Annotated in this window: 13 protein-coding genes and 1 pseudogene; 11 read left to right on the top strand and 3 right to left on the bottom strand. The window is 72.9% G+C overall.

The window, feature by feature from the left end:
- Nucleotides 1–50: 50 nt before the first annotated feature.
- The 5 genes from WQO_RS21805 to WQO_RS21825 all read left to right on the top strand — a co-directional run bounded on the left by WQO_RS21805 (nt 51) and on the right by WQO_RS21825 (nt 9126).
- A complete protein-coding gene (locus WQO_RS21805) occupies nt 51–1778 on the top strand; it encodes a serine/threonine-protein kinase (RefSeq protein ID WP_029182111.1) in 1728 nt (575 codons plus the stop codon).
- Between the two features lie 115 nt (nt 1779–1893).
- Entirely contained in the window at nt 1894–3537 is a 1644-nt protein-coding gene (locus WQO_RS21810) for a serine/threonine-protein kinase (RefSeq protein ID WP_010058698.1), read from the top strand.
- A 173-nt stretch (nt 3538–3710) separates the two neighbouring features.
- Complete coding sequence (locus tag WQO_RS21815) at nt 3711–5327, top strand: succinic semialdehyde dehydrogenase (RefSeq protein ID WP_010058697.1); 1617 nt, start codon at nt 3711–3713, stop codon at nt 5325–5327.
- Nucleotides 5328–5392: 65 nt separating this feature from the next.
- Nucleotides 5393–7273, top strand: a complete 1881-nt coding sequence (locus tag WQO_RS21820) for a GMC oxidoreductase (RefSeq protein WP_010058696.1) — start codon at nt 5393–5395, stop codon at nt 7271–7273.
- Between the two features lie 101 nt (nt 7274–7374).
- Complete coding sequence (locus tag WQO_RS21825) at nt 7375–9126, top strand: COG1361 family protein (RefSeq protein ID WP_010058695.1); 1752 nt, start codon at nt 7375–7377, stop codon at nt 9124–9126.
- A 397-nt stretch (nt 9127–9523) separates the two neighbouring features.
- On the opposite strand, the gene WQO_RS21830 is transcribed toward WQO_RS21825, so the two are convergent.
- Nucleotides 9524–9823, bottom strand: coding sequence for a chorismate mutase (locus WQO_RS21830; protein ID WP_010058694.1), 300 nt, complete (start codon nt 9821–9823; stop codon nt 9524–9526).
- A gap of 361 nt (nt 9824–10184) precedes the next feature.
- On the opposite strand from WQO_RS21830, the gene guaA reads away from it, so the two are divergent.
- The 6 genes and pseudogenes from guaA (at nt 10185) to WQO_RS21860 (ending at nt 15826) form a co-directional block, all read left to right on the top strand.
- Nucleotides 10185–11771 (top strand): glutamine-hydrolyzing GMP synthase, encoded by a 1587-nt coding sequence (guaA, locus tag WQO_RS21835; RefSeq protein ID WP_010058693.1) that lies wholly within the window; start codon nt 10185–10187, stop codon nt 11769–11771.
- 115 nt (nt 11772–11886) lie between these two features.
- A pseudogene (locus WQO_RS21840) lies at nt 11887–12141 on the top strand (Uma2 family endonuclease); the annotation flags it as partial.
- A 42-nt stretch (nt 12142–12183) separates the two neighbouring features.
- A complete protein-coding gene (locus WQO_RS21845; protein ID WP_058954062.1) occupies nt 12184–12954 on the top strand; it encodes an SAM-dependent methyltransferase in 771 nt (256 codons plus the stop codon).
- Between the two features lie 81 nt (nt 12955–13035).
- On the top strand, nt 13036–13824 hold the full coding sequence (locus WQO_RS21850) for a class II aldolase/adducin family protein (protein ID WP_010058689.1): 789 nt from the start codon (nt 13036–13038) through the stop codon (nt 13822–13824).
- Nucleotides 13825–13937: 113 nt separating this feature from the next.
- Complete coding sequence (locus tag WQO_RS21855) at nt 13938–15206, top strand: hypothetical protein (protein ID WP_010058687.1); 1269 nt, start codon at nt 13938–13940, stop codon at nt 15204–15206.
- A 107-nt stretch (nt 15207–15313) separates the two neighbouring features.
- Entirely contained in the window at nt 15314–15826 is a 513-nt protein-coding gene (locus WQO_RS21860) for a DoxX family protein (RefSeq protein ID WP_010058686.1), read from the top strand.
- Here the strand turns inward: WQO_RS21860 and WQO_RS35260 are convergent.
- Together WQO_RS35260 and WQO_RS21865 are read right to left on the bottom strand one after the other, a co-directional pair.
- Complete coding sequence (locus tag WQO_RS35260; protein WP_029182109.1) at nt 15733–15996, bottom strand: hypothetical protein; 264 nt, start codon at nt 15994–15996, stop codon at nt 15733–15735. The genes WQO_RS21860 and WQO_RS35260 overlap by 94 nt on opposite strands.
- On the bottom strand, nt 15983–17332 hold the full coding sequence (locus WQO_RS21865) for a PspC domain-containing protein (protein ID WP_010058684.1): 1350 nt from the start codon (nt 17330–17332) through the stop codon (nt 15983–15985). Before WQO_RS21865 ends, WQO_RS35260 begins: the two co-directional genes overlap by 14 nt.
- Between the last annotated feature and the right edge of the window lie 75 nt (nt 17333–17407).

A 17407-nucleotide genomic window follows, 5' to 3' on the forward strand; every position in this document is an offset into this window, starting at 1 on the left:
CGCCCCGCCTCCGTAATCTGGCCATCCGAGGAACGGGGCGGGGACTTCACGTGGATCGATCACAGGGCACGGACGCGGGACTGGTGCTGGCGGGGCGCTACCGGCTGGGCGACGTCCTCGGCCGGGGCGGCATGGGCAAGGTCTGGCGCGCCCACGACGAGGTGCTGCACCGCACGGTCGCCGTCAAGGAGTTGACCGCCGGGCTGTACGTCGCCGAGGCCGACCGGCTCGTCCTGCACGCCCGGACGCAGAAGGAGGCCCGGGCGGCGGCGCGCATCACGCACCCCGGCGTCGTCACCGTCCACGACGTGATCGAGTACGACAACCGCCCCTGGATCGTCATGCAGTACGTCGACGGGCCCTCGCTCGCCGACCAGGCGAAGGAGAGCGGCGAGGTCGCCCCGCGCGAGGCGGCCCGGATCGGGCTGCACGTGCTGAGCGCCCTGCGCGCCGCCCACGGTGCCGGGGTCCTCCACCGGGACGTCAAGCCCGGCAACGTCCTGCTGGCCCGCGACGGGCAGGTGCTCCTGACCGACTTCGGGATCGCCGCGATCGAGGGCGACTCCACCATCACCCGGACCGGCGAACTGGTCGGCTCCATCGACTACCTGGCCCCCGAGCGGGTACGCGGCGGCGACCCGGGACCCGCCTCCGACCTCTGGTCGCTGGGGGCGACCCTGTACACGGCGGTCGAGGGGACCTCCCCGTTCCGCCGGACGTCCCCGATCTCCACCATGCAGGCCGTCGTCACCGAGGAGCCGCCCGCCCCGGTCAACGCCGGTCCGCTCGGGGCCGTCATCACCGCGCTGCTCCGCAAGGACCCGGCCGAGCGGCCCACGGCCGCGCAGACCGAGCAGATGCTGCTGGACGCCATGGAGGGCCGCGAACCCCCGGCCGCCCAGGCGCATGTGCCGACCCAGCGCTTCCCCGAGGAGTCCCGCTACGGCTACGGGGACGGCAGCGGCTCCGACACCCCGGCCGGCCCGCCCGGCTCCGACGGCGCCACCGCCCGGCTGCCCGGAGCGACCACGGCCTCCTCCGCACCGAACGGCCCCGCCGCGACCGCGCCGACCGCCCACGCCGCCCCGGACCCCGGGCCCGCCTCCGCCCCGGTGACCCGGAGCGCCCGATCCCGGTGGCGCACCGTACTCGTCGTGGTCGTCGCCGCGGCCGTCCTCGGCGGCGCGGCCGGGCTGATCGCGATGAAGTACGGGGAGGGCTCGGGCACCCCGGCCGGTGCGAGCGGCGGTACGGCCGCCGGAAGCACGCCGTCCGCGCCCGGGAGCACCCCGGAGCCCACCAGCCCCGCTTCGGAGGTACCCGACGGCTGGCACCGGGTCGACGACCCGGCCGGCTTCAGCCTCGTCGTGCCCAAGGGCTGGGAGCGCCAGGTGAACGAGGGCCAGATCGACTACACCCCGGACGACGGGGCCCACCGGATACGCATCAGCGTCGACCCCGACCCGGACTTCGACCATCCGTATCTGCACATGGAGAACATGGAGGAGCAGCTCTCCACGCGGCTGCCGGGCTACCAGCGGATCGGGATGGAGAAGAACACCTTCCGCGACCGGCCGGGAGCCCTCTGGGAGTTCACCTGGAACGAGACCAAGGACCACGCGGGACCCCGGCACGGGATCGACCAGATGTACTACGGCGGCTCCGGCGGCCCCGAGTACGCGCTGTACCTGACCGCCCCGCAGGAGGGCTGGGAGGCCAGCCGGGAGAAGTTCGACATCATGCTCCGCAGCTGGCGCGCCCCGCAGCCGCAGCAGTGAAGGCGGGCGGCCCGACGGGCCCGTGCCCCGCGCGGGTTGCTGTACGGTCACGGCTCCGTACCCGGTGACCGACCCCGGTGGTGCCGGACCCCGGACGTGAACCAGGATGGTGCGCATGACAGATCACGGGGGGCGGGCCGACGAGCCCACCAGCTACGGACTCCAGCCACCGCACGCTCCGGGCGGCTTCGGCGCACCGCACCCCGCGCCCCCGGCGCACATCCCCTCCCCGGCCCCTCCGGCGACCCCGCCGGACCAGGCGGCGAACCGGCTGATCGGCGGGCGCTACCGGCTGATCGCGCGGCTCGGGCACGGCGGGATGGGCACGGTGTGGCGGGCCCGTGACGAGGTCGTCGACCGCGAGGTGGCCGTCAAGGAGCCGCGCGTACCGGACCATCTCGGCGAGCGTGAACACACCACCGTGCACCAGCGCATGCAGCGCGAGGCGCGGGCCGCCGCCCGGATCGACCACCCCTCCGTCGTCACCGTCCACGACGTGGTGATCGAGGACGGCAAGCCGTGGATCGTCATGGAGCTGGTGCGCGGCCCGTCGCTCGGCGACCGCCTCCAGGAAGGCACCCTCGACCCCCGCGAGGCGGCCAGGATCGGCCTCGCGGTCCTCGACGCGCTGACGGCCGCCCACGCGATCGGCATCCTGCACCGGGACGTCAAGCCGGACAACGTCATGCTCGGCACCGGCGACCGGGTCGTCCTCACCGACTTCGGGATCGCGCAGATCGAGGGCGAGCAGCGGCTCACCGAGACCGGCGCGTTCATCGGCTCACCCGAGTACATCTCGCCGGAGCGGGTCCTCGGACAGCGTCCCGGACCGGAGTCGGACCTGTGGTCGCTGGGCGTCGTGCTGTACGCGGCGGTCGAGGGGATGTCCCCGTACCGCCGTTCGCACACCCCGGCCACCCTCCAGGCCGTGCTGTCCGCCGAACCGCAGACGCCCGCCCGGGGCACCGGCGCGTTCGGCACGCTCGTCATGCAGCTGCTCCGCAAGGACCCCGCCGCGCGCCCGCCGGCCGCCGAGGTCCGCCGGACGCTCCAGCAACTGGCCGCCCCGGCCCCGGCGACCTCCCCGTACGGCGCGCTCGCCACGGGCAGCGGCGGCGGCAGCAAGTGGGTGCCACCGGTGCTGCACCGCAACCGGGCCGCCCAGTCCGCCCTCGGCGGCGGGGCGCTGGCGGTGGTGGTCGCGCTCGTGCTGGTGCTGCTGAACCCGTTCGCGGGCGACGGACCGCCGGAGAACTGGCAGATCCGGCCGGAGAACGAGGTCCTGTCGGCGGACGTGGCGGTGCCCGAGGAGTACAAGCGGGTCCAGGACGACGACGGCGAACTGGTCTGGTACGCGGACCCCAGCGGCGTCTTCGAGATCGACTTCTGGCACCGCGCCCCGAAGAGCGACGCCGACTCCCTGGACGACAACCCGGGCGCCGACCCGGCGGCCCGCAAGACGTACTACGAGAAGGGCGGGGCGAGCGGCACCCAGATGGAGGAGGCCTCCGTCACGTACAAGGACACCACCCACCAGGGACGCAAGGCGACCGAGATGACCACCGAGTACATCCCCTACGCCTCGTCCGACGACGATCCGGTGCGCCTGCGCTTCCGGGAGCTGCTGATCCCCGGCGAGAAGAAGAGCGACCCCTACTGGCATGTGCGGGTGAAGACGCCCGCGAAGGGGGAGGCGGCGAAGGACGGCGACGCGATCTTCGCCGAGGTGACCGAGGGGCTGAAAATTCACGCTTCCTGAGGGCCGCGGGCCGACCGCCGTCGGGCGGTCGGCCGCAACGCCACTGATCAGCGGTTATGTCGCCAGCGATCACTGGCTCGTTCGAGGGCGGTGCCGCGCAGGGGTGGCGGGTCCTGTGAAAAACTGTTACCGACGGGTACCCAAAGGCTCCGGCTGGACATACTCTCGGCCCCATGACGGACTCGCAGGCCCCTGACGCCCCTCTCGGTACGAACCCCGTGGCGGTCGCCCCCGCCGGGGTGCGCACGGCCGCCGACGTGGTCACCCCCGAGGTGATCGCCCAGCTGATCCGCGGGGTCGTCGGGTCGGGCCGAACGGCCAACCACACCCCCTTCACCGGGGAGAAGCTGGCCGACCTGCCCGAGTCCACCCCCGAGGACGTGGCCACCGCCTTCGACCGGGCCCGCGCCGCCCAGCCCGTCTGGGCCGCCGTCCCCGTACGGCAGCGCGCCGCCGTCCTGCTGCGCTTCCACGACCTCGTCCTGAGCCGCCAGTCCGAGGTCCTCGACCTCATCCAGCTGGAGACCGGCAAGGCCCGCCTGCACGCCCACGAGGAGGTGCAGGCCGTCGCCGTCGCCGCCCGCCACTACGGGCGCAAGGCCGCCTCCTACCTCAAGCCCCGCCGCCACACCGGCGTCGTCCCGACCCTCACCAAGGTCACCGAACTGCGCCAGCCGCGCGGTGTCGTCGGCCAGATCGCCCCCTGGAACTACCCGCTCGAACTCTCCGTGGGCGACGCGCTGCCCGCGTTCGTCTCCGGCAACGCCGTCGTGATGAAGCCCGACACCGAGACCGCGCTCACCGCCCTGTGGGCCCGCGACCTGCTGATCGAGGCCGGGCTGCCCGCCGAGGTCTTCCAGGTCGTCCTCGGCGAGGGCCAGGTCGTCGGCCCCGAGGTCGTCAGCCGCGCCGACTACGTCTCCTTCACCGGCTCCACCCGCACCGGCCGCGAGGTCGCCGTCGGCGCCGCCTCCCGCCTGGTCGGCGTCTCCCTGGAGCTCGGCGGCAAGAACGCGATGCTCGTCCTGAAGGACGCCGACGTCGAGAAGGCCGCCGCCGGAGCCGTCCGCGCCTGCTTCTCCTCCGCCGGACAGCTCTGCATCTCCATCGAGCGGCTGTACGTCCACGAGTCGATCGCCGACGACTTCGTGCAGCGCTTCGCCACCCGCACCAAGGCCATGCGGCTCGGCAGCTCCCTCGCGTACGGGGCCGACATGGGCTCCCTCGTCGGCGAACGCCAGCTGGAGACCGTCGCGCGCCATGTCGACGAGGCCGTCGAGAAGGGCGCGACCCTCGTCGCCGGCGGCGTCGCCCGCCCCGACATCGGCCCGCTGTTCTACGAGCCGACCATCCTCGACGGCGTGGAGGCCCCCATGGCCGTCTGCGGCGAGGAGACCTTCGGCCCGGTCGTCGCGATCTACCGCTTCAGCGACGAGGACGAGGTGATCGCGCTGGCCAACGCCACCCCGTACGGCCTCAACTCCAGCGTCTGGACCACCGACTCCCGGCGGGGCCACGAGGTCGCCGCCCGGCTGCGCACCGGCACCGTCAACATCAACGAGGGGTACGCCCCCGCCTACGGCAGCGTCCAGTCCCCGATGGGCGGCATGAAGGACTCCGGCCTCGGCCGGCGGCACGGCTCCGAGGGCATCCTCAAGTACACGGAGGCCCAGACCGTCGCCCAGCAGCGGCTGATTCCGCTCGCGCCCGCCTTCGGGATGGACGACGAGAAGTACGCCGCGTTCATGACGAGCAGCCTCAAGGTGATGAAGGCGTTCCGGCTGCGCTGAGCCGCCGATGCCGACGCCGTAGCGGCTTCCGCCCTTTTCGTACCGATTCCGTTCCGAGGAGTGCCATGTCCCAGGACAGCCCTGCCCAGAAACAGGCCGTGAGCCATGTCCCGGCCGAGGACGACGCCGCGTACGACTACGACGTCCTGATCGTCGGCTCGGGCTTCGGGGGCGCGGTGTCGGCGCTCCGCCTCACCGAGAAGGGCTACCGCGTCGGCGTCCTGGAGGCGGGCCGCCGCTTCACCCCCGGCACGCTCCCCAAGACCTCCTGGGACCTGAAGAACTACCTCTGGGCCCCGGCCCTCGGCCTCTTCGGCCTCCAGCGCATCCACCTCCTCGGCAACGTCATGGTGCTCGCCGGGGCCGGAGTCGGCGGAGGGTCGCTGAACTACGCCAACACCCTGTACGTGCCGCCCGCCCCGTTCTTCGAGGACCGCCAGTGGGCCTCGATCACCGACTGGCAGGACGAGCTGAAGCCGTACTACGACCAGGCCCGCCGGATGCTCGGGGTCCGTCTCAACCCGACGATGACCCCGTCCGACATCCACCTCAAGGCCGTCGCCCAGACCATGGGCGTCGGCGACACCTTCCACATGACCCCGGTCGGCGTCTTCTTCGGCGACGGCAAGGACGCCGACGGCACCGCGCGGGCCAAGGCCGGCGCCACCGTCGCCGACCCGTACTTCGGCGGCGCGGGCCCCGACCGCAAGGCCTGCACCGAGTGCGGCGAGTGCATGACGGGCTGCCGCCACGGCGCGAAGAACACCCTCAACGAGAACTACCTCTACCTCGCCGAGCAGGCCGGAGCGGTCATCCACCCGATGACCTCCGTCGTCGCCGTCACCGAGGACCCCGAGGGCGGCCACCGGGTCCTGACCGTCCCCACCGACCGCCGCCGCCGCGCGAAGCCCACGAAGCTGCGCGCCCGCAAGGTCGTCATCGCCGCCGGGACGTACGGCACCCAGACCCTGCTGCACACCATGAAGGACCGGGGGCTGCTGCCCCGGCTCTCCGCGAAGCTCGGCGAGCTGACCCGGACCAACTCCGAGGGTCTGGTGGGCGCCCAGACCAGCGACCGCCGCTACCGGAAGAAGCACGGCACCGCCAAGGCCGACTTCACCCGGGGCGTCGCGATCACCTCGTCGATCCACCCCGACGACAACACCCACATCGAGCCCGTCCGCTACGGCCGGGGCTCCAACGCCATGGGCGCGCTGACGGTCCTCCAGGTCCCCTACGGGGCCCACCGGGTGCGCGGCTGGATCACCAACATGATCAAGCACCCCACTCTCGCCGCCCGTTCGCTCTCCAACCGCCGCTGGTCCGAGCGCACCATCATCGGCCTGGTCATGCAGTCGCTCGACAACTCCCTGACCACGTACCGCAAACCGGGCGGCGTCGGGAAGGGCCTGCTCACCGCCCGCCAGGGCCACGGCGCCCCCAACCCGACGCAGATCCCTGAGGCGACCCTCGGCGCCAGCCTGCTCGCCGAGGAGATCAACGGCTTCGCCGGGTCCAACGTCGGCGAACTGATGGGCACCCCGCTCACCGCCCACTTCCTCGGCGGCTGCCCGATCGGCGCGAGCGCCGAGGAAGGCGTCATCGACCCGTACCACCGCCTCTACGGCCACCCCGGCATCAGCGTCGTCGACGGCTCCGCCGTCTCCGCCAACCTCGGCGTCAACCCCTCGCTGACCATCACCGCCCAGGCCGAGCGCGCGATGTCGCTGTGGCCCAACAAGGGCGAGGCGGACGCGCGCCCGGAGCAGGACGCGGCCTACGAGCGGCTCGCCCCGGTCGCACCGCGCACGCCCGCCGTGCCCAAGGAGGCGTTCGGCGCGCTGAAGCTGCCGTTCCTGGGGATCCCCGTGGTGCCGCCGAAGGACACGGCGGAGGCCGGGGCGGACGTGAAGGGCGTCGGGAACAACCCCGTACCCAATCCGTGATCTTGGGGAGGGCAACTGTTCGGGGAGCTGTGCGGTCCAACCCGTACCGCGACATCCGTCACAGCAGCCCCACAGCTCCCGCCGAGTCCCTGAGGTCCCCGATGACACGTTCCACCCCGAGAACCGTGCTGCACCGCGCAGCCGGTTCGTTCGCCGCCGCAGGCCTGCTGGCCGCGGCCTCGCTCGCCGGGGCGGCCGTCCCGGCACAGGCCGCGGACACGCCGGTGTTCACGTTCGGCGGCCCGGCCGAGACGGCCCTGCACCCGTACCCGGCGAGCGGCAAGCCGAAGTCCTCCAAGGTCGGGATCACGCTGTACAACCCGTCCGAGGACGAGGAGAACGGCGGCTTCGACGGCGACTTCACCCTCACCTTCGACCTCAGTGGCATCGCGGGCGTCGCCGACGTGAAGATCGACGGCGAGGCGAGCCCGGACTGCAGGATCACCGGCACCAAGGCCGTCTGCGAGGACTGGGGCATCTGGCCCGGCTCCCCGTCGGCCGCCGACTTCGTCGTCACCGCCGCCCAGGGCAGCGAGAACGGCGACACCGGCACGATCAAGGTGACCGGCCAGGCGGACGGCGCCACCTTCACGCCGTTCACCACCCGGCTCACGGTCGGCGGCCCCGACCTGGTGATGGAGCGGCTGCCGTTCAAGACGGAGCTGACCCCGGGGGCGAAGCAGCAGGCCCCGATCACCTTCGCCAACCGCGGCACCCGGGACGCCGACGGCGTCCTGCTCACCCTGCGGTACTCACGCGGCCTGGACATCCCGCAGCGCTACTCCAACTGCGAGTACACCGTGGACGACCCGGACCTGCCCGAGTTCGGCTGGACCACGGCGCTCTGCTCCGTCGAAGGGGCCTTCGAGGCGGGCGCGACGTACACGCTGGCGACCCCGCTGACGCTGGAGGCCACCGAGCGCGCCTACTACGACACCTTCCTCTACGGCATCCACGAGAACAGCGCCGCCCAGCGCACCGCCCTGCGTGCGGGCGCCCCCTTCGAGCGGGGCACCGGCGGCGTGCTGAAGGCGGTCCCGGCGAAGAAGGGCGCCGCGGCCCGGAGCGCCGACCTCGACCCGTACGACAACCAGCAGGAGGCCGACTTCCGTACGGAGAACACGGCCGACTTCGTGGCGTACGGCGACCAGGTGGCCGGGTCCGAGGGCTCCTTCGTCACGGCCGACCTCGGCTTCCGCAACGAGGGCCCGGCGTGGATCGGCCACATCCGCTCCGGCGAGGACGTCGCCACCGTCGACTTCACCGTCCCCCAGGGCGCCTCGGTCGCGACGAAGCCGGAAAGCTGCCGCGCGGTCACGGCCGACGGTGAGTACCGCGATAACCAGAGCACCCCCGCGCCGCGCTACTTCTGCAACACCTCGATGTCCGTGCGGGACGGGGGCGGCCTCGACCTGCGCTTCGAGCTGCGGGTCGACAAGGCCATCGTCGGCGCGAGCGGCGCGGTGACCGTACGCAACACCTTCCTCAAGAACCCGAAGCTCCCGTTCGACCCGAAGCCGGCCAACAACACGGCCTACCTGATCCTGAACGGTGAGGGCGACGGCGACGGTTCCGACTCCGGCGGTGCGACGGAGGGCGGCGACGGCGGTTCCGGCGAGCCGTCCACCCCGCCGACCGCGGCCCCGGACCCGGAGGAGAGCCCGTCCGGCACCGCCGGCTCCAGCAGCTCCGGCGGCTCCTCGGCGGGCACGGCCGGGGGCTCCGGCGGCGGAGGCGGCCTCGCCTCGACGGGCTCGGTGGCCCTGATCGCCTCGGGCACGGCGGCCGCGGCGCTGGCGGCGGGCCTGGTGCTGTTCACGGCGGCACGGCGGCGGGCCGCGCGCCACAGCTGAGAAGCAGAGAGCGGAGGGCGGCGGAGGAGGGAGCGGGCCTCCGCCCGGATGCGTATCCGATGCGGCCGACCCGGGCGTCCCCGGGATCGGCCGCATATGGGGTGACCGGGCTGCTGTCCCCTGCGAACCGGTCACATACGCCGGGTCGTGGTCCCACGACGCACCTGCAGTACGTCACACTCCCCGGCGGAGCCACGCGTGGTTTCCTACCGATGCCGCCCCTGGTTGGCACGGACATCAGGACCAACGAAGGCACCGCGCTCCTGGTCACGCGCCGTACGGGTGAGACGGGCCCCGAACGCAGATACGGCCCGTGCGGCGCGGGCGGAGAACCGTTCCGTCCGCCCGCCGCCCGCCGCCCGCCGCCCGCCGCCCGCCGCCCGCCGCCCGCCGGACCTCAGACCCGCCCGCGGCACAGCTCCAGGAGCGTCATCGCCAGCGCGGTGCCCGGCTTGCCCAGCGCGTCCCTGTAGTGGCCGAGAACGGCCGTCTCTCGGGAGAGGTTGACCCGGCGGCCGCCCGAGGTGATCCGGGCCTCCTGGATCACCGCCGAGACGGCCATCCGTTCCTGGACGAGACCGATGATCCGGTCGTCGAGGGCGTCGATACGCTCCCGGGCGCCGCCGATCAGGGCGGCGGCCTCGTCGGTGTGGGCGCCGGTGGCCGTGGTGGTGTCCGTGGTGCTGATGCTGCTCATGGTGGTGACTCCCGGTGGGTCGGTCGGTGACGACCCCGGGGCGAACGGGCCCGGATACGCAGAACGCCCCGGGCCTGTTGGCCCGGGGCGCCTGGAACGTTGCTTGTCAGTAGCTCAAGCAGCACGACCATGGCAGCCGGCGGGCCGGATGCCATAGGTAAAGACGAAGGTCGTGTGCTGACGCATGGCGCACAGTATGGCCCTGTTTCCGCCGCCCCGACAAAACGGGGCCCGGATCGTGAGACGCGACAGGGCGCGACCGGGCAGGGGCCACCCCCTCCGCCGGCCCGGCGGAGGGTCCGCGCACGGCCGGTAGAATCGGAAGAACCGACCCTCATCACCACCGCCGGAAGGCCGCCCCGTGCCAGCAGCACCCCCCGCCGCCCCCGACGCCACGGCCGACGTGGTCCTCGTCGTCGACTTCGGCGCGCAGTACGCCCAGCTCATCGCCCGCCGCGTCCGTGAGGCCCGGGTCTACAGCGAGATCGTCCCGTCCACCATGCCGGTGGCCGAGATGCTGGCCAAGAACCCCCGCGCGATCATCCTCTCCGGCGGTCCTTCGTCGGTGTACGCGGAGGGCGCGCCGTCCCTGGACCGCTCGCTGTTCGAGGCCGGGGTCCCGGTCTTCGGCATGTGCTACGGCTTCCAGCTGATGGCGACGACGCTCGGCGGCACGGTCGACGACAACGGGGCCCGTGAGTACGGCCGTACCCCGCTGCACGTCACGAAGGCGGGCTCGACGCTCTTCGAGGGCACGCCCACCGAGCAGCCGGTGTGGATGTCGCACGGCGACGCCTGCTCGGCCGCCCCCGAGGGCTTCACGGTCACCGCCTCCACCGACGTGGTCCCGGTCGCCGCCTTCGAGAACGACGAGAAGAAGCTATACGGCGTCCAGTACCACCCCGAGGTCCTGCACTCCACCCACGGCCAGCAGGTCCTGGAGCACTTCCTCTACCGCGGTGCGGGCATCGAGCCGAACTGGACCACCACCAACGTGGTCGAGGAGCAGGTCGCCCTCATCCGCGAGCAGGTCGGCGACAAGCGCGCCATCTGCGGTCTCTCCGGCGGCGTCGACTCCGCCGTCGCGGCCGCGCTCGTCCAGAAGGCCGTCGGCTCCCAGCTCACCTGCGTCTACGTCGACCACGGCCTGATGCGCAAGGGCGAGACCGAGCAGGTCGAGAAGGACTTCGTCGCCGCGACCGGCGCGAAGCTGAAGGTCGTCGACGCGGAGAAGCGCTTCCTCGACGCCCTCGCCGGGGTCTCCGACCCCGAGGAGAAGCGGAAGATCATCGGCCGCGAGTTCATCCGCGTCTTCGAGCAGGCCCAGCTGGAGATCCTCCAGGAGGAGGGCCCCGAGGTCGCCTTCCTCGTCCAGGGCACGCTCTACCCGGACGTCGTGGAGTCCGGCGGCGGCACCGGCACCGCCAACATCAAGTCCCACCACAACGTCGGCGGTCTCCCCGACGACATCGAGTTCCAGCTCGTCGAGCCGCTGCGCCAGCTTTTCAAGGACGAGGTCCGCATGGTCGGCCAGGAGCTGGGCCTCCCCGAGGAGATCGTCCAGCGCCAGCCGTTCCCCGGCCCCGGCCTCGGCATCCGCATCGTCGGCGAGGTCACCAAGGACCGCCTCGACCTGCTCCGCGAGGCCGACGCCATCGCCCGCGAGGAGCTGACGGCGGCCGGCCTGGACCGCGACATCTGGCAGTGCCCGGTGGTCCTCCTCGCCGACGTCCGCTCGGTCGGTGTCCAGGGCGACGGCCGGACCTACGGCCACCCGATCGTGCTGCGCCCGGTCTCCTCCGAGGACGCCATGACGGCCGACTGGTCGCGCCTGCCGTACGAGACGCTGGCGAAGATCTCCACCCGCATCACCAACGAGGTCGCCGACGTCAACCGCGTCGTCCTCGACGTGACGAGCAAGCCGCCGGGGACCATCGAGTGGGAGTGACCGCTCCCGGGCTCGGCTGAGCCCACAGGTCAACGTCGATGCCGTCGCTCATTCGTTTGGGCGGCGGCATTGTCGTATCGGATGGGTACGCTGAGTGAAGAGACGAGACTTCGGCGTTGAGGTCGTGTCCCCCGATTCTCTGGAGCGGGACCGAGGAGTCACACCGCGCAAGTACGCCGAGGCCGGGGTCAAGCACTTCTGGCGGGTCGAGCAGGGCGACGACGATCTGCCCGTCGTCTACGTCTACGAGCTCGACCCGGCGACCCACACCTACACGCCCACCGGAATCCACCACCAGAAGATGAACCTGTCCGTTCCCTTCCCGATCGACGTGGACCTCAGCGAGATCCACCGCCGGGGTCGCCGGTAATTCCCTGGCACGGCCTCCCCGCCCGTGCCAGGCTCCTCCACCATGTCCGCCGAAGAAGTCCGCGCCATCGTCGCCGCCCCCGGGAACGACCGCCTCGTCTGGAACACCCCGCTCTCCGAGGAACACGCGGCCCGGCTGATCGCCGCCTGCGACCCCGCCCCCGGCGCGCGGATCGCGGACCTCGGCTCCGGCTGGGGCGAACTGCTCATGCGGCTCGTCCAGTCCGCGCCCGGGGCCACCGGGGACGGCGTCGAGACCGATCCGGACGCCGTGGCGCGCGGGCGGAAGCTCGCCGGGGAGCGGGGGCTCGCGGACCGGGTGCGGTTCCACCCGACGCCCGCGGCCGAGTGGACCGAGGACGGCTACGACCTCGCCGTCTCCATCGGCTCCTCGCACGCCTGGCCCGGCGCCACCGCCCGGGAGTCGACCGCCAACGCCCTCACCGCCCTCGCCGCCGCCGTACGCCCCGGCGGACGGGTGCTGTTCGGCGAGGGGATCTGGCAGCGGGAGCCCACCCAGGCCGCGCTGGAGGGCATCGGCGCCGAGCCCGGGGACTTCGGGTCGCTGCTGGAGCTGATCCGGCTGGCGGAGTCCGTCGGGCTGCGCGCCCTCCAGGTCACCGTCGCCGACGAGCGCGAATGGGACCTCTTCGAGTCCGAGGGCCCGATCGGACGCGGGCAGCGCTGGGCCCTGGCGAACCCGGACCATCCGCTGCACGCCGAGGTGACCGCCGAGATCGACGCCCGCCGCACCGGCTACTACGGCGGCTACCGCTCCTCCTTCACCCTCGCCTATCTGGTGCTCAGCGCCTGACCCGGGCCCCACCCCTTCTCACCGACCCCACCCGGCGGTAACTTCCGGTCCTGTACGCCTCGGAGAACGTGAGGAGCCGCCATGTCCGAGCAGATCGCCGTGTCCGACCCCGCCCCGATCCCCGTCGAGCAGCTCCAGTTCGCGATGCCGCCCACGCACGCCTCGCCCGCCGAGGAACGCTCGTACCGCAGGGAGCGGCTGGCAGGCGCGCTGCGGCTGTTCGGGCAGCTCGGATACGAGGACGGGGTCTCCGGACACATCACCGTGCGCGACCCCGAACTGGCCGACTGCTTCTGGGTCAACCCGTTCGGCGCGCCCTTCGCCGACATCGCCCCCGGCGACCTGATCCTCGTCAACGGCGACGGCCAGGTCGTCCAGGGCCGCTTCCACGTCAACCAGGCCGCGTTCGCCGTGCACGCGGCGGTGCACCGGGCTCGCCCCGACACCGTGGCCGTCGCGCACACCCACTCCACACACGGGCGGGCGCTCGCCGCGCTCGGGGAGCCGATCGAGCCGATCACCCAGGAATCCTGCGCCTTCTACGAGGACCACGCGCTGTACGACCACTACTCCGGGGTCGTCGTGGACGAGGACGAGGGCCGCCGGATCGCCGCCGCGCTCGGGCCGCACAAGGCGGTGATCCTGCGCAACCACGGGCTGCTGACCGTCGGGGACTCGGTGGACGCGGCGGCCTGGTGGTTCCTCACGCTGGAGCGCGCCTGCCAGGTGCAGCTGCTGGCGCGGGCCGCCGGGAAGCCCGTCCTCATCTCGCACCGGGACGCCCTCACCACCCGCGACCACCTCGGCAGCGACCTGGTGGCCTGGATCAACTACCAGCCGCTCTGGCAGCGGATCAGTCGAACGTTCTGACGACACCCGCCCCCGGCCCGCCCCGATGCGGGGACCGGCCGCCCCGTACGGCACAATTCGCTGATATCGCAAGTGAGTTGGCTGTACCGGGGCGGGAAAGGGCGTAATCCTCCGTGGCGTTGGACGAAACCAGGACGAGCGGCACGCACAGCGGCGGCTGTACCTGCGGCGACTGCCCGCACGGAGCGCGCCGCGGACACCGGAACGCGGTCGCCGCGTTCCTCGCCAAGCGCGACGAACTCGCCGCGGGCAACGGACTGCCCGCCGGGGTCGCCCAGTCCGCATCCGCCTCCCGGCAGTGGGTCTCCGACGAGCTGACCGGGTCCGCCCGCGCCGTCGCCGAACGGGCCCGGGAGGCCGGGGACGCCTGGCCGCACCAGGTCTGGCGGTCCACCCTGTTCACCGTCTGGATGGCGGCCGGGGCGCTCCTCGTCGGGGTCTGCGTCACCGCGATCGGGGCCGGCTGGTCCACCGCCCGCACCGCCGCCCTGCTCGCCGCCCTCGTCACCGCCGGGCTGCTCACCGTCGCTGCTCGCTTCCACCGTGCCCGCGGCGGCCTCCTCGCCCCGCTGATCGGTGAGGACAACCGGCTCTCCACCTCCCGGACGGTCGCCGCATCCTGGGTGCTGCTCGCCGTCTTCGCCGTCCTCGTCCTCGCGCTGCAACTGGCCGGGGCCTCCGACCCGGACGACCGGGACGCGCTGATCGAGGGGCTCGACCTCGTGCGCTCCGCCGGGGTCGTGGCCGTGCTGGCGCTGGTGTGCGCGGTCGCCGTCGTCGTGCGCCGCGTCGTGACCGTACGGGTGCTGGGCCGGCGGCTCCAGAAGCTGCGCGCGGACCGGCCGCGCGCCGCCGACCTGCTCACCGACGACTCCGGGCGCGGGTCGTTCACCGATGTGCAGTACGTGCTGGTCAGCGCCGTCGCCGTGCTGTTCGCCGCGGTCCGCCTCGCCCGCCGCCCCGAGCAACTGCCCGACCTGCCGTGGGGGCTCGCGCTGCTGGTGGCCGTCTCGGCGGCGACCTACTTCGCCGGGAAGTACGCGGAGGGCGGCCGGCCCGTCGTGCTGTCCGTCGTCCGGGCCCGGGAGGCCGGGGACCTGGACGGCGCGATCCGGACCGGCGACGACATCGAGATCCGGGGTGCGGGCTTCGTTCCGCCCGGCGCGGGCACCCCCGACCGGCTGGCCCGGCTCGTCGTGCGGATAGGGACCGTCCACGTCCACGTCCCGCTGGTCCCGGTCGCCGGGGGCTTCGCCAACCCCACCGACTCCGTCCTCACCGTGCCCGTCCCGGTCGAGGTCGAGCCGGGGACCGTGGACGTCCAGGTCGTCACCGCCGCCGGGGTGGAGACCGACCGGGTCCCGATCGACGTCACCGACTGACCGCCGCCGCCTGCTTTCACCGATCTGCCCCGCAACCCTGGTGAGCGGCGCGCCGAAGGCGTACGTATGGTCGAAGTGACGGGACATCGGGAAGTGGGGCAGCGGTCATGAACGGTTACGGCGAGCGGGGTTCGTACGGGCTGGGCGAGCGCAGGACACTGAAGGAGCAGGCGGGCGTCTACGCTCTGCTGCCGCTGCGGATCTTCCTCGGCGTCACCTTCGTCTACGCGGGCCTCGACAAGCTCACCGACAGCGCGTTCCTGTCCGCGACCGGCAACGGGTCCATCGGCGAGATGATGCGCGGAGTGCGCGACTCCTCCGCGATCCCCGCCCTCGTCGACCTGGCCCTGAAGAGCCCCGAGGGCTTCGGTTACGCCATCGCGATCGGCGAACTCCTCGTCGGCCTCGGCACCCTCGTCGGACTCTGGGCCCGGCTCGCCGCGCTCGGCGGTGCGCTGATCTCGCTGAGCCTCTGGCTGACCGTGAGCTGGCAGGCCACCCCGTACTACTACGGCAACGACCTGCCCTACCTGATGGCGTGGCTGCCGCTGGTGCTCGCGGGCGCCCCGCTGCTCTCCGCCGACGCCTTCCTCGCCGCGCGCCGCCGCCGCAGCATGTAGGCGGCCCAGGTCACCGTCGCGGCCAGCCACAGCCCGCCGAAGAACAGCGGCAGGAAGAACGTCCACGGGACCTCCCAGGCCCCGGCCGCGTCCGCCGCGTACCCGGCGGCCAGGCCCAGCATCACCAGACCGGCCACGGCCCTGCCGGGCCGGAATTCATGACGCAGCACGGGTGACCTCCACCTGTCCGATGCCGACTTCCACATCCAGTTCGACCGTCCCGGCGGGCTTCGTGCCCTTCGGCGGCGGCAGCGTGCGCTCGGTCGACTCGCCGTTGTTGATCCGGACCTGGACCCGCTGCCCCTCCTCCAGACGGACTTCTCCGAGACCCGCCTCGGCGCGCACCTTCACCGTCACGTCCGCCGGGACGACCACGGCCGCCCGCCCCGCCGCCACGTCGACCTCCGTGCGCACGGTCTCGCCCTTGGGGATTTTCAGGCCGGACAGGTCCAGCCGGGCGTCGCCCGTGCTCAGTTCGTAGCGCGGCTGGACGGCGGCCACCGACACGGGCCGCCACTCCTGGCGGGCCCACGAGGTGTCGATGTCCTTCGGCAGCACCGCCGCGCCCGCCAGCAGGCCCGCCGTGACCATCGCCATGAAGACCGTGCCGAAACCGGTCCGCCCCAGCAGCGACGCGATCAGCAGGCCGAGCCCGAACACGGCGAGAGCCGCGACCAGACCGATCTGGAGGGCGGTGCCCAGCGGCTGGTGCTCCCAGCTCAGCCCGGTGCCCAGGCCCCCCGCCACCAGCGCTGTCAGGAAGACCAGGCCGCCGATCGAGCGCGGCCCGCTCGGCTCGGGCGAGGGCTGCGGCGTCCGGAACGGGGCGTCCGGAGTGGGCCGCCCGGCCTTCGCCCCGGCCCGCGCCGCCTCCGCGTCGGTGTCCGCCGGACCCCACAGATAGCCGGAGCCGACCGGCCCGGTGGTGTCGTCTTTGACGATCGGGTCCCGCCACCACGACGGACTGCCCGGCGTCGGCGGGGCCTTCACCTCCGGCGGCGGCGTGCCGAGCCCGCCGGTGTGCGCGGGGCCCGGAGGGGTGGCCGGTGCGCCGGGCGGGGCCGCCGGGGCCTCCGGGTCCGCCGTCCGCCGGGACTGCGTCCACACGGCGAAGCCGACGGCGGCCACCGTCAGGAGCGCGGCGAACGACAGCATGCCCCGGTTGTGCAGCATCGACAGGAAGAGACCGCAGCCGATCAGCGCCAGCAGCAGCGCCACCAGGGACGCCCCGTCGACCCGGCCCGAGAGCAGCTTGCGCGCCTCGTTCTCGTCCTCGTCCTCGGCGGGCAGCAGCAGCCAGGCGAAGCCGTAGAAGATCAGCCCGATGCCCCCGGTCACCGACAGGACGCCGACCACGATCCGGAAGATCACCGGGTCCACGTCGCAGTAACGGCCGAGCCCGCCGCACACCCCGGCGACGACCTTCTGCCGTGGGGTGCGCCGCAGCGTCGGCTTCGGCGCTTCGGGGGGCGCGACGCCGGGAGCGGTGTTGGAGGGAGCGGTCATGCCTCCATGGTGACGGGCCGGACCGCCCGCCGGGACCCGCCCCGACCCTGGACGGTCCCTGATATTGCCCGCGTA

This window comes from Streptomyces globisporus C-1027 (genome assembly GCF_000261345.2).
In the GTDB taxonomy this organism is placed as follows: domain Bacteria; phylum Actinomycetota; class Actinomycetes; order Streptomycetales; family Streptomycetaceae; genus Streptomyces; species Streptomyces pakalii.